The organism is Stenotrophomonas sp. SXG-1 (assembly GCF_014083965.1).
Classification (GTDB): Bacteria; Pseudomonadota; Gammaproteobacteria; order Xanthomonadales; family Xanthomonadaceae; genus Stenotrophomonas; species Stenotrophomonas geniculata.
The window spans coordinates 3,804,305-3,817,810 of record NZ_CP046588.1 but is presented as its reverse complement, the minus strand read 5'-3'; the positions used below and the strand labels follow the sequence as shown (position 1 = coordinate 3,817,810).

Annotated in this window: 10 protein-coding genes; 7 read left to right on the top strand and 3 right to left on the bottom strand. The window is 66.5% G+C overall.

The window, feature by feature from the left end; all coding sequences use genetic code 11:
* The first annotated feature begins 107 nt into the window (after window positions 1–107).
* From GOC52_RS17400 to GOC52_RS17385, 4 genes are all read left to right on the top strand, one after another.
* Window positions 108–3,227 (top strand): autotransporter outer membrane beta-barrel domain-containing protein, encoded by a 3,120-nt coding sequence (locus GOC52_RS17400; protein WP_191850006.1) that lies wholly within the window; start codon window positions 108–110, stop codon window positions 3,225–3,227.
* Window positions 3,228–3,556: 329 nt separating this feature from the next.
* Window positions 3,557–4,591, top strand: coding sequence for a S41 family peptidase (locus GOC52_RS17395; RefSeq protein ID WP_191850004.1), 1,035 nt, complete (start codon window positions 3,557–3,559; stop codon window positions 4,589–4,591).
* 3 nt (window positions 4,592–4,594) lie between these two features.
* Entirely contained in the window at window positions 4,595–4,930 is a 336-nt protein-coding gene (locus tag GOC52_RS17390) for a hypothetical protein (protein WP_191850002.1), read from the top strand.
* Window positions 4,931–4,979: 49 nt separating this feature from the next.
* Complete coding sequence (locus tag GOC52_RS17385; RefSeq protein ID WP_049429399.1) at window positions 4,980–5,414, top strand: SseB family protein; 435 nt, start codon at window positions 4,980–4,982, stop codon at window positions 5,412–5,414.
* A 342-nt stretch (window positions 5,415–5,756) separates the two neighbouring features.
* Here the strand turns inward: GOC52_RS17385 and GOC52_RS17380 are convergent, their stop codons facing one another.
* The 3 genes from GOC52_RS17380 to GOC52_RS17370 all read right to left on the bottom strand — a co-directional run bounded on the left by GOC52_RS17380 (window position 5,757) and on the right by GOC52_RS17370 (window position 9,323).
* Window positions 5,757–6,977, bottom strand: coding sequence for a multifunctional CCA addition/repair protein (locus tag GOC52_RS17380; protein ID WP_049452803.1), 1,221 nt, complete (start codon window positions 6,975–6,977; stop codon window positions 5,757–5,759).
* 55 nt (window positions 6,978–7,032) lie between these two features.
* The gene (locus GOC52_RS17375) at window positions 7,033–7,269 is read right to left on the bottom strand and encodes a hypothetical protein (RefSeq protein ID WP_019338423.1); all 237 of its coding nucleotides are present in this window, start codon (window positions 7,267–7,269) and stop codon (window positions 7,033–7,035) included.
* Between the two features lie 68 nt (window positions 7,270–7,337).
* The gene (locus tag GOC52_RS17370; RefSeq protein ID WP_191849999.1) at window positions 7,338–9,323 is read right to left on the bottom strand and encodes a transglycosylase SLT domain-containing protein; all 1,986 of its coding nucleotides are present in this window, start codon (window positions 9,321–9,323) and stop codon (window positions 7,338–7,340) included.
* A 151-nt stretch (window positions 9,324–9,474) separates the two neighbouring features.
* Between GOC52_RS17370 and GOC52_RS17365 the strand changes: the two genes are divergently transcribed.
* The 3 genes from GOC52_RS17365 to GOC52_RS17355 all read left to right on the top strand — a co-directional run bounded on the left by GOC52_RS17365 (window position 9,475) and on the right by GOC52_RS17355 (window position 13,483).
* The gene (locus tag GOC52_RS17365; protein ID WP_019338425.1) at window positions 9,475–9,882 is read left to right on the top strand and encodes an ExbD/TolR family protein; all 408 of its coding nucleotides are present in this window, start codon (window positions 9,475–9,477) and stop codon (window positions 9,880–9,882) included.
* 90 nt (window positions 9,883–9,972) lie between these two features.
* Complete coding sequence (locus tag GOC52_RS17360) at window positions 9,973–10,347, top strand: ExbD/TolR family protein (RefSeq protein ID WP_100051524.1); 375 nt, start codon at window positions 9,973–9,975, stop codon at window positions 10,345–10,347.
* Window positions 10,348–10,621: 274 nt separating this feature from the next.
* A complete protein-coding gene (locus GOC52_RS17355; RefSeq protein WP_191849997.1) occupies window positions 10,622–13,483 on the top strand; it encodes a TonB-dependent receptor in 2,862 nt (953 codons plus the stop codon).
* The last annotated feature ends 23 nt before the right edge of the window (window positions 13,484–13,506 follow it).

Here is a 13,506-nt window from a genome sequence, read left to right as displayed (position 1 = left end):
GTTGCCTGCAATTTCACCTATCGAAACCATTCATGGCAGTGGCAGACTGCGTGAGTAGCGCCGTACATAGCATCCGCAGTTCCTGATCCCCGACCCAGGAGTGCCGTATGTCCCATGTCGTCCCGCCCGGGTTCCGCCGGCGTCGTTTGACCGTTTCCCTGGTCCAGATCCTGGCGGCGCCGTCGTTGCTCGCCTTGTCCGCCCCGGCAGCCTGGGCGGGATGCGATGCGTCCGCCCCCGCCGCCGGGCAGACCGTCACCTGTAGTGCGGCCGCGCCCAACCCCGATGCAACGCCAGTCACCCTTGGCGCCGGAGCCACCGGCGTTACCATCAACGTGCAGAGCGGCGCACAGCTGAGTAGCAGCAACGCCAATGCGATCTACGTCGCCCCGACGGCCAGCGGCACCATCAACAACCAGGGCAGCATCGCGGCCAGCGGCACCGTCGGTAGCGGCACCGCCGGTGGCATCAATGCCGACGCCGTGGTGACGGTCAACAATGCTGCCAGTGGCAGCATTTCCTCGGCACAGGGCTACGCGCTGTATCTGCAGGGGGGCAGCGGCGTCGTCAACGACGGCCAGATCAGCGCAGCCGCTGGCTGGGGCATCGCCTTCAAAGGTGCAGGCGACAGCAGCGTGGTCAACCGCGGCACCATCAGCGGCGGTACCGGTGGCGTGCAGTTCGGCGCCGGCAACGATCGCCTGCAGATGCTGGCCGGCAGCATCAGCGGCGGCGTGCAGCAGGGCGATGGCAATGATGTGCTGCTGTTGAGCGATGGCACGATCGACAGCGTCGACCAGGGCAGTGGCGATGACCAGATGACCGTCACCGGCGGCACCGTCACCGGCCTGGTAGCGCAGGGCAGTGGCCGCGATGATTTCGTCATGAGTGGCGGCACGGTCGGCGCGCTGCAGCAGGGCGACAACATCGATACCTTCCGCATGAGCGGTGGCCGCATCATCGGCGCGTTCGAGGATGGCGACCAGGCCTGGATGACCGGTGGCCGCATCGGCCGCGTCAACATGAAGCTGGACAAGAACCTGTGGGACCAGTCCGGCGGCACCGTGGATGGCAATGTGGTTACCGGTTTCGACACCGATACCATCATCATTTCTGGTACCGCCTACATCGGCGGCAACATCAGCGTCAGCGGCGGCAACGACAGCGTGACCATCACCGACGGCACCGTGCGCGGGCAGGTGCTGCTCAGTACCGGCAATGACACCTTCAACTGGAATGGCGGTGGCATCGTCTACGGCGCGATCGACATGGGCCCGGACAACGACGTGGCCAACCTCAGCAACCTCAACCAGGGCAACCTCGGTGCGGTTCCGCTGTTCGACGGTGGCGGTGGCATCGACCAGCTCAACCTGAGCAACGTCAAGACCACGGGCGTGGGCCGCTTCCAGAACTGGGAGGCGATCAGCCTGGCCAACAGCACCGAGCTGAGCTTCGATGGCGATCTGGTGCTGGGCGACAGCGGTAGCGGCACCGGCACGCTTACGGTGGATGACACCAGTACCGTCTACGCGGGCAGTGGGGGGCATGCCATCCGCCCATTCAACAGTGGTGCACTGGTGGAGATGGTCAATGCCGGGCGCATCGACCTGACAGGTACCGGCGCTGGCGACGTGTTCACCGTGCGTGGCAACTACCGCGGAGACGGTGGTGGCCTGTACCTGCGTACCGTGCTGGGCGCGGACAACTCCACCAGCGACCGTCTGGTGATCGACGGCGGTACTGCCACCGGGACCACCGGCATCGGCGTGCTCAATGCCGGCGGCAGCGGCGCCGCCACGCTGGCCGATGGCATCCTGGTGGTGCAGGCCTTGAATGGCGGCCGCACCGCGCCGGGTGCGTTTTCGCTGTTCGCACCGGTTGCGGCCGGTGCCTACGAGTACTACCTGTTCAAGGGCGGTGTCAGTGCCGGTACCGCCGAGAACTGGTACCTGCGTTCGACGCTGGTGACCGGGCCGACGCCAGCACCCAATGGTGGCGGCAGCGCGACACCGCCACCGCTGACGCCTCCAGTGGCCCCACCGCCGCCGATCACCCCGGCACCGCCGCCGCCGCCCGAAGGCGCCACCGATCCGGACCTGACCGCGGGCGAGACCGCGCCGCCACCACCGCCACCGGAACCCGCGCCGGTGGCGCCACCCAGCGATCCGGCCGTGCCGGACGTGCCAGTGGCCGGCGGTGCGCTGCCCGGAACCGGTGCCCCGCCGACGCCGGGTGCACGCCCCGCCGAGGGCGCAGTGGTGCCGCTGTACCGCGTGGAGACTGCCACCTATGCCGTGGTGCCGCCGCTCCTGCGGGAGACCTCGCTGGCCAGCCTCGGCACCTTCCACGAGCGGCAGGGCGAGCAGCGCCTGCTGTACAACCAGGGCGCATTCCGCACCGCCTGGGGCCGCTTGGTGGGGCAGAGCAGCGAGATCCACTGGAAGGGCGATGCGCAGCCCGGCTTCGATGGCGATGTGATGGGCCTGCAGGCTGGTCTCGACGTGTGGGCCGCTGCCTCCGACAACCACCGCAACCAGATCGGCGTGTTCGTCGGCCGCACCCGCGCGCAGGGCAAGACCACCGGCCTGGCACTGGGCTGGGAGAACGTACAGGTGGGACAGAACCGCCTGGACGACAAGCACGTGGGCCTGTACTGGACGCTCACCGACAGCAGTGGTGGCTATATCGACGCCGTAGCGATGCAGAGCCGCTACGACGGCCGCGTGCGTTCTTCGCGTGGGCTCGGCTTCGGCCTGAGCGGCGATGGCACCAGCGTGTCGGTGGAGGCCGGCAAACCGCTGCTGCACTTCGGTCAGTCCGCATGGTTGCTGGAACCGCAGCTACAGGTGATCTGGCAACGCACGTCGCTGGACGACCGCCGCGATGAGGTGTCGAGCGTGCGTTTCGACAACGACAACGCCTGGACTGGCCGCATCGGCCTGCGCCTGGCCGGCGATTACCAGCTGGCCGACAACGGCTGGCAGCCGTATTTCAAGCTCAATTACTGGCATGGCCGCTCCGGTGAAGACCGCATCCGCTTCGACGACGACGTGATCGTCAATTCGCAGCGCTCGCGCGCGCTGGAGGCCGGTGTCGGCGTGGTAGGGCGCTTCAATCGCACCATCAGCGCGTACGCCGTGGCCGACTACACGCGCGAGCTGGGCGGTGACCGCAACGAGAAGCGCCGCATCATCGAAGGCAACATCGGCCTGCGTGCGGACTGGTAGCGCGCGGTGCAGATGTCATGACCCGCTCTGGTGGGTGTCGACCTTGGTCGGCACGGTGCTTTCCGCCGCCATGACCTGCTCTGGTAGGTGCCGACCTTGGTCGGCACACATCCCCAACCGACGCCATTGACCCGCTCTGGTAGGTGTCGACCTTGGTCGACACGAACCCTGCCGCCGTCATGACTCTGTAGAGCCGAGCCATGCTCGGCTGCTTCAGTCGCAATTTCCCCAAGCCGAGCATAGGCTCGGCTCTACAGAACACTGGCGGGTGGCGAGATCGATCCCACCATGGCTATCCTACGGCTTCGATACATGACAAGGAGTCGTCGATGCTGGACCTAAGGAATGTTCGTGCCACCATGCTCACCACGCTGCTGCTTTCCTCTTCGGCCGCAGTTGCGGAGGAGACAGTGGAGCTGCCGTCGCCCGAAGCGCGTGAGCAGATGCTGCAATTGTTGGAAACCCAGTCCTTGTACCGTGGTCGCGTAGATTGGGACGACGTGCGCGCGCGCCTGAACGCGGCAGGCGATGACCGCGCCCAACAGCGACGTGTTCTGGATGAGGCCGCCGCACGCAGCAGCGGAGGCCATGGCCGTTGGTTTTCACCAAGCGAGCAGCGTCAGCGTTCCGAACGTGCTCAGCGCTTGAATGCCGGTCAGGCGACCGACCTCGCTGCCCCCAGTCATGCCAGTCCCCGCATCGGCGTGCTTCGGGTGAGCCCCTTCGTGGAAGACCTGCAACGCAGCGAATCGGAACGCTATGAAGCACGCAAGGTCTACGCGCTGGCGTTGCAGGGGCGTATCGCTGGCCTGGATGACGGCACGCGGTGCGGCTGGGTAGTGGATGTAAGCAGCAATGGTGGTGGCAACATGTGGCCGATGTTGTTTGGTTTGTTGCCATTGCTGCATGGAACGCAGGATACGCAGGGGGCGTTGATCGGCGCCTTCCGTAGTGCCGATGGATTGCTGTGGTGGCGGCAGGCGGAAGGTGAAGTCGTGCAAGGCAATGCCTCGATGCTGCGTTCACGACAGGGCGCGTATCGGTTACGTGCGGGCACGGCGCCGGTGGCGGTGGTGATGGGGGCAGGCACTGCAAGCTCCGGCGAAGCAGTGGCACTCGCGTTTCGAGGGCAACCTGGGAGTCGTAGTTTCGGTCAGCCGAGCGCGGGCTTTTCTACCGGCAATCGACCGACGACGCTGGTGGACGGTACCACCTTGTTGTTGACCCACAACGTGATGACCGATCGTAACGGGCAGGGCGACGGTACCAGGTTGCAGCCGGACGAGGCCACCGCCAGCGGACCGGCCACCCTTGCCGCCGCCCAAGCCTGGCTGCTGGCCCAACCCGCCTGCCAGGGCAGCTGACCCATGCTGCTGATCGGCCAGCAGGAACGGGTGCTGATCGTCGGCCCGACCGAAGCCCATCACTGCCTGCGCTGCCAGACGGAAACCGAGTTCGCACCGCAGTTGCGTTACAAAATGGCGCGTATCGACCTGCTGTTCGGCTTCACCTACCACCGCCGTTATGAGCTGGCCTGCACCCGGTGCGGGCACGGCTGGGTGCTGGACACCGACACCATGGACCAGCAGCTGGGTGGGGTGCCGATCCCGTGGCGGCACCGCTTCGGCCTGCCGCTGATGCTGGTGGTGGTGGCCGGTCTGGCGGCGTTGGGCTGGCTGTGGCGGCACCGATTCCTCGGTTGAGGACCGGGCCTGTTAAAGTCTGCCCTGCAATCACGTACCGGAAGCGACCATGGACCACGACACCCCGTTCGACCCCCTCAACGACCTCGAGGTGCGCCTGTTGCAGGCACAGGACGGCACGCTGACTGCGTCGCAGTTCCTCGACGGCCTGCTGACCTCGACGGCGTTCGTGCTGCTGGACAAGGCCATTGGCGAAGATGGCGCCTGGGACGAGAGCATCTCGCCGCTGGTGCTGACCAGCGAGAGCGGCGAGCCGATGTTCGCGGTGTTCACCGCCCCCGAGCGCGCGGGCCTGTGGCACGAGCAGCTGCCGCAGTTTGCGCATGCCATGCCGATCGCGGTGCACGCGCTGCTGGCCGGTATCGGCGACGGCGTCGGCCTGGTGCTGAACCCGGGCCTGGACGTGGGCATGGAGATGATTCCCGATGCCGTGGCCCAGCTGAAGCAGCGGGCTGCGGCGATCACCCGTGGGATGGCGCACTGATCCCGCGATTGTCTGGTTGCCGGCCAGCGGCCGGCACTACCCGTGGTGCCGGACGGCGGCGATGGCTTGCAAGTGCGTCCTGTTCAATGGAGAGGAGCATCGTGGGCAAGCGTTCTAACCGATCGCTGTGGGTCTATGAGGTCGGCCTTGTTGCGGGTTTGGCACTGGTAGCTGCGTTCATCACCCGGTTCAATCCGGTGGAGACACTCCGGCTGGGTGGATGGCTGTTCCTCTTGATGCAACCCATCTTGTTGGGTGCTCATGCTGTCGACCACTTCTCGCGTAAGCGTCGTCGATAGACGGGCGATCGGTGCCGGCCAGCAGCCGGCATCACCAGGTGCTTCAGCGGGCGGCAGCGATGGCTTTCACCCGCGCCTTGGCCAGCGCCTCGCCAATGGCCGGCCCCTTCAGGTGCGTGGTATCCAGATCCCGTGCCTGCACTGACAGCGCCGCCTGGTGCAGGCGCTTGAGCGTTTCGCCCTGCGGGTAGTCGGCATCCTCGAAGCCGAGCCGGCCGCGCTTGTCGGCCTCGCAGCACAGTGCGATGCGGGCCACGCGCTCCGGCCGACGCAACGCATCACAGCGGCCCAGTAGTTCCAGCACGGTGGCATCGCGCAGGTCGTCGATGCGGTGCACGTTCAAGTGCTCGCGGCACACCGCTTCGGCCAGCTGCTGGTGTTCGGTGGGAATCTTCAACCGCGCACACAGTGCCTTCAACGGCTTGATGCCGCGCTGCTCGTGCATGATGTGGCGCGGCCATTCCTCCGGCGGGGTCAGGCCCTTGCCGAGATCGTGGGTGAGGGCAGCGAAGCCGACCAGGTCATCGCCGGGGGCGAGCTTCGCGGCCATGTCGCTGACCATTTCCTGGTGGATGCCGGTGTCGACTTCCGGGTGGAATTCAGCACGCTGCGGTACGCCGTACAGTGCTTCCAGTTCGGGCAGGATCGGGCCCAGTGCCTGCGCATCGTGCAGCGTGCGCAGGAAGGCGGAGGGCCGTTCACTGACCAGCGCCTTGCGCAGTTCCTGCCAGACGCGTTCCGGCACCAGCGCGTCCAGTTCACCGCTGGCGGCGACCTCGCGCATCAGTGCCATGGTCTCTTCGGCGACGCTGAAGCCCAGTGGTGCAAAACGGGCCATGAAGCGCGCCGCGCGCAGCACGCGCAGCGGATCCTCGACGAAGGCCGGCCCGACATGGCGCAGCACGCGCTGTTCCAGGTCGCGGACACCGCCATAGGGATCGACCAGCGTGCCGGTGTCTTCGTCGCAGGCAATCGCATTGATGGTGAAGTCGCGGCGCTGCAGGTCTTCTTCCAGCGTCACCGCCGGATCGGCATCGACCACGAAGCCGCGATAGCCGCGGCCGGATTTGCGCTCGGTGCGCGCCAGCGCGTATTCCTCACCGGTCTTCGGATGCAGGAACACCGGGAAATCGCGGCCGATTGCGGTGTAGCCCTGCGCTTCCATCTGCGCAGGCGTGGTGCCGACCACCACCCAGTCGCGGTCGCCGGCAGAGCGCTGCAGCAGGCGGTCGCGCACGGCGCCGCCGACAAGATAGATCTTCATGGGGGGATGATCGCATGGCCGGCGCAGATGTTCCGGCACGACCGATGCTGAGGCCTCACGGCAGGCCGCGCCACTCCGGCACGAACAGGCCGGCCAGGAACCATAGGCCGTAGACGATCCACAGGCAGAGGACGTACAGCTTGATCTGGGCTTCGTCCCACAGGCTGCCCCAGCTGTCGACGAAGGCCAGCGACTTCCAGCCTTCCATCCAGGCCGCGCCACCCCAGCGCAGTACCCAGGTGGCGAACAGGCTCCAGGCGGCGAATATCCCGATCCAGGCCAACAGGCTCATTGCGTTCCCCTCCCCGGGAAATGGCTACCAGGTCGTGCCAGCCAGAAGCCGGCACGACCGCAGTGCGATCAATCGCCGCCCTGGTCGGCGTTGGCCGCGCAGCTGAAGCTCTTGCGCTTGTCCACCAGGCGGCCCATCAGGCGGTCGCTCAGCGGCAGCGCATCACCATTGAGGCGCCAGTCGTAGATCACGCTGAAGGCCAGCACGCGGGCCACGTACTCGCGGGTTTCCTTGTAGCTGATGGTCTCGATCCACAGGTCCGGATCAAAGCCCGGGCGCTGGCCCTGCCATCGTGCGGTCGGGGTCGGGCCGGCGTTGTAGGCGGCGATGGTCACGTACGGCAGGCCGTCGTACTTGTTCATCAGCTGGCGCAGGTAGGCGGTGCCGATGGCAATGTTGGTGTCCGGGTCGTAGAGGCTGTCGGCACCGCCGTAGCCAGTCAGGCCGATCGACTTGGCCACACCGGCACCGGTGGCCGGCAGCACCTGCATCAGGCCCATGGCGTTGGCAGGCGAGCGCGCACGCGGAGTGAAGGTGCTCTCGGCGCGGATTTCCGCCGCTACCCAGGCCGGATCGATCGCGTTGCGTGCCGATTCGCGGCGGATGGTGGCGTCGTGGTGCAGCGGGAAGCGCAGGTCGTACAGGCGCTGCTCCTGCGGCTGCTTGCCGAGTGCGAACACGGCGCGGTCGAACCAGCCGTTGTCCTGCGCCACGCGTACCGCCAGGCGGCGCTGGGTGTCATCGAAGCGCGACAGCGCGCTGTTCCATTCGGCCACGGCCCAGCCGGCGCGGTCGATCTGGTACAGCGCCATCGCGCGCTGGATGGCCGGATCGCGCGCGACCACTGCCTGTGCCTGCGCGCTGTCATTCGGCTTCCACGGGCACAGGGTGTAGCCCTGCTGCAGCTTGTCGGCGGCCAGGAAACCGTGGAAGGTGGGGGCACGCGCCGCATCGCGGAACAACGGCTGCGCCTGTTGGGCCTGCCCGGTCTTCTCCAGCATGCGGCCTTCGAAGTAGCGCCAGCGCGGGTCGCTGCGCTGCTTGCTGGCCATCTTGCGGATCGCGGTCAGCGCCGCCGGCCAGTCACCGCGCGACATCGCTTCGCGCACGCGCCATTCGTGCAGGCGTTCGTCATACGCCGATTCCGGCACCGCGTTGAGGCGGCGCGCCGAATCGGGCAGGTAGGAAGCCACCGTCCACAGTGCGATCTGGTACAGCACCTGGCCCTGCTGCTCGGCACTCAGGCCCAGCGCCTGGGCATACTGCGGCAGCTGCTGTTCGGTGGCGGCCGGGTCGGCCTTGGCCAGCTTGGCCAGGCCATCGGTGGCGATGCGTCGGCTGCGTTCGTTGCGCGGCCAGTTCAACGCGCTGGCATTGGGCTTGTCGACAAAGGCAGCGTAATTGTTCGCCAGCGCCAGGTCGGTGGCAGGCAGGCCACGTGCGGCGCTGCGCATCACGGCCGGCTGCTGGGCGTCGGCGGCGGCATCGATGCGTTCCCAGCGCAGGGCGTCGCTCAGGCCACCCTGCGCCTGCAGCACGGCGAAAACGGCATCACAGCCGTCCGGCAGCGACTTGCCGTTCTTGCGCCACAGGTCCTGCGCCTCGCTGATCCACTGCGGATCGACCTTGCCCGTCACCTGGCGCGCGGTCAGCTGCGCACAGCGCAGGCCGGCGTTGTCGGTGGGCACCCAGTTGGCGAGCAGGGTGGGCCAGTCCTGGCGGCGTGCGACCGAGGGCAGCCACACGCTGCGGAACGTGTTGGCCACGGCCTGGCCGTCATAGCGCTTGAGGAAGGCCTGTGCCTGCGCGGTATCGACGGTGTCGATGTTGCGGCGCAGGTTGGCGTACTCCAGCCATCCGTAAGCCGGATGGCGGCTGAGTGCAGCGGCCTGGCCGGGATCGAACTGGCCGCGTTCGGCGGCCGCGATCGCAGCCTTCAGCTGCGCGTTCTGGGCGTCGAGGGACTGGGCGTTGGCGCAGCCGATCAGCAGCGTGGTGGCCAAGGGCAGCAGGGACAGGGCAGTTGAAGTGCGTCGGGTCATGGCGACCAGCATAGCGGGCGATGGCTGAATTCAGTTTCGCATTGCGTGCACGCCGAGCGTCGGCAACGACAGCTGAATGACCCCGCGCAGGCCACTGCCGCAGCGGATGGGAGGCGTCGTAACGTCGGCCTTGGGCGAACGGCCCGGCTGCAGGGAGCGGCACATGGCGTTCAGTAGCGCAGGAAGAAGCGGCCCGCTGGCGGACATCAATGTCACGCCACTGGTGGATGTGATGCTGGTGCTGTTGATCATCTTCATCGTGACCGCGCCGATCGTGGCCCGGCCGATTGCCGTGCAATTGCCGCAGGCCACCGATCGGGTGGTCGACCGTCCCGAACCGCCACCGCCGATCGAGCTGCGCCTGGATGCTGCCAACCAGCTCAGCTGGAATGGCCAGCCGATGGCGATCGGCGAACTGCAGGCGCGCCTGCAGGCACAGGCGGGCGAACATGCCGGTAACCTGCCGGAGCTGCGCATCGCCACCGATCCGGCGGCCGAGTACGAAGGCATGGCGCGGATATTGGCTGCGGCCGAAGCCACTGGCATGGAGCGCATTGCGTTCGTGCGGTGAGTCCGGCAACGGGCGGCCTGCCATCGGCAGGCCGCTCCTACTGCGAGGGAACGTGGCATGCGATACGGGACACAACGCGCGACCTCGCTGATGGCCACCCCCAATCTGGCACCGCTGGTGGATGTGATGCTGGTGCTGCTGGCATTGGTGATTGCCACGCTGCCGATGGCGCAGGCAACTGGCCTGCTGGCGTTCCAGCAGCGCACCTCGTGCCCACCCTGGCCGGCGTCTTCGCCCCAGCCGATCAATTTGCGCATCGACGCAGCGGGGGCGGTGTTCTGGAATGGCCAGCCGCTGGACGCTGCCGCGTTGCAGCGGCACCTGATGCAGGCGCAGCAGATGCCGCAGCAGCATCGCCCGTGGGTGCACCTGGCGACCGCCGACGACACCGACTACGGAGACATGGCACGCGTGCTGCTGGCCGTAAGCCAGCATGGGCTGCGCGTCGCCGCGCCAGGCAACTAGGGACGGGGCACCGACTTGTCTACTTGATGAGCTGCGGCAGCTACCGGCGCGCGCTGTCGCAGCCTGCATCAAGGCTGCATGCGGTGAACAGTATCGTCCGGTCATAACCTGCAGCTATCTGACGCAATCGGCCTGCAATTGCGTCAATTCCGCGTGAAAGAGTGTCGATCATCACGCCGCGATTTTTACCACTTGTTTACAAAGGAGACGGCGCCGCCATGCAGGGAGGGAGTGCGGCGGCCCATGTCCCGACATTCCTTTGGAGAGAGAGCGAATGAATCACCTGCACCACCGCCCTTTGGCGGTTGCCGTCGCGCTGTGCGTGATGACCCTTGCACCGTTGGGTGCCGCTGCACAATCCACCACCAACCTGGATGCGGTGGAAGTCACCGGTACCCGCATCAAGCGCGCTGAGGTGGAGGGCCAGGTGCCGATCCAGACGCTGACGCGCGGCGATATCGAACGCACCGGCCTGACCTCGATCGGCGAAGTGCTGCAGCAGCTCACCGGTTCCGGTTCGGCGCTCAACGCCAAGTTCAACTCGTCCGGCAACTTCGGCTTCCCGCCCGATGGCAGTGGTGTAGGTGCCGGTTCGGCGCAGGTGGACCTGCGCCACCTGGGCGCCAAGCGCGTGCTGGTGCTGGTCGACGGCATCCGCTGGGTCAATGAGTCATCCGCATCCGGCGTCGGCTCGGCCACCGATCTCAATACCATTCCGCTGGCCATCGTCGAGCGCATCGAAGTGCTGGAAGATGGCGCGTCGTCGCTGTACGGTTCCGACGCCATTGCCGGCGTGGTCAACATCATCACCCGCCGTGACTTCGATGGCGGCCAGGTGACCCTGAACTATGGCGAGTACAGAAAGGGCGATGGCACGCAGAAGGGCGTGGACCTGGCCTGGGGCAAGAGCGGCGACCGCTTCAGCCTGTTCCTGGGCGCCAGCTGGACCAAGCAGGATCCGGTGTTTGCCAAGGACCGCGAGCAGTCGCGCTTCCCGATTCCCGGCACCGGGCTGGCGTTCGGCAGCGGTGGCATTCCGCAGGGTCGTTTCATGTTCACCGACCCGAACACCGGCGCGGTGCAGAACATCGTGCCCAATACCGGCGTGAGCAACCCGCGCTACGACGGCAGCGCCGGCTGCGCGCGCACCGATGACTATCACTGCTTCACCAGCGCCGACCGGTTCAATTTCGCCGAGTACAACATGGTGCTGACGCCCTCGGAGCGTAAGGGCCTGTTCGGTCAGTTCCGCTTCGACATCACCGACAACGTGCAGTGGTACGTCAAGGCACTGGGCAACCGTCGTGAGTCGACCAACCAGGCCGGCCCGGAGCCGCTGTTCTTCGGCCCCGATGGCGCCACCGGCAATCCGCTGGCCGACAACATCACCGTGTCCGCGCTCAATCCGTACAACCCGTTCGGCTTCGACCTGGTCTCGGGTGACAACCTGAGCCTGATCGGCCGCCGCCCGGTGGAAGGCGGCGCGCGCGTGTTCAAGCAGGAAGTGGACACCACGTATTTCGCCACCGGCTTCGTCGGCAACTTCCAGGCGGCTGACCGCAGCTGGTACTGGGACGTCAACGGCATGTACAGCAAGAACAAGGCCGAACAGACCAACTACGGCAGCTACAACATCTACAACGTCAACATGGCGCTGGGCGATCCGTCGGTCTGTGCGGCGACGCCGGGCTGCGTGCCGCTGAACATCTTCGGCGGTGTCGGTTCGATCACCCCGGACATGCTGAAGTGGATCCAGCCGGTGGTGCGTGACCGCAGCCAGAACGAACTGAGCCTGTTCACCGCCAACCTGTCCAGCGACCTGTTCACGCTGCCGGCCGGCCCGGTGTCGTTCGCTACCGGCTTCGAGTATCGCAAGTACGAGGGTTCGTACCAGCCCGATCCGCTGACGGTGGCCGGCCATTACAACGGCGTGCCTTCGCAGCCGACCTCGGGCTCCTATGACGTCAACGAGGCCTATCTGGAGTTGAGCGTGCCGATCTTCGCCGATTCGACCTTCGGCAAGAAGCTGGACCTGAGCCTGGCCGGCCGCTACTCGGACTACTCCACCTTCGGTGGCGAGTTCACGCCCAAGTACGGCCTGCGCTGGCAGGTGACCGACGACTTCGTGCTGCGCACGACCTATGCCGAGGGCTTCCGCGCACCGTCGATCGGTGAGTTGTACGGCTCGGCCGCGCGTGCCGATCTGCAGTTGTTCGATCCGTGCTCGGTGGGCCTGGGTGGAACGCCACCGCGTGGCAGTGCCGCCAACTGTGCCGCGCTGGGCGTACCGACCGGCTTCCAGCAGGCCAACTCGCAGATCTCGGTGACCACCGGCGGCAACCGCGAGCTCGATCCGGAACGCTCGCGCAGCTTCAGCGCCGGCTTCGTGTGGAGCCCGTGGTTCGGCAACAACGCCTCGTGGTCGGAACGCTTCGACGTTGAAGTGACGTTCTACCGCCACGCCATCGATGGCGCAATCCAGGCGATCAACGCGCAGACCCAGCTGGACCTGTGCGTGGATACGCTGGACCCGATCTACTGCAACGGCATCAGCCGTGCCAGCACCGGCGCGGTCAGCAGCTTCAACAACCGCCTGACCAATCTGGGTTCGATCAAGACCGATGGCTGGGATGTGGATCTGTTCTGGACGTTGCCGCAGAGCTCGATCGGCCAGTTCAAGCTGGGCTGGAAGAACACCTTCGTGGGTCGCTACGAAGCCACTGGTGCGGCGGGCCAGAAGCAGCCGCAGAAGCCGGGCGTGGAAGTGGCCGACAGCTCGATTCCGGAATGGACCAGCAATGCCAGCATCGGCTGGACGCTGGACCGCTGGAGCGCCAACTGGACCGTGCGGCATATCTCCGAGTTGACCGAAAACTGCGGTGACGCCTCCGTGTTCCCGGTCTGCAGCAACCAGGCTGCGGGCACCAACACGCTGTCGGCCACCACCTTCCATGACATGCAGGTGGGCTACAAGATCGACTGGATGAAGGGGCTGCAGCTGACGGCCGGCCTGAACAACGTGTTCGACAAGGATCCGCCGATCTGCCTGTCGTGCTCGTTGAACGGCTACGACGCCTCGACCTACGACATCCCGCGCGGCCGCTACTGGTACCTGCGCGCGGACCTGCGCTTCTGATGTAACGGTGGCAGTGCCGGTCA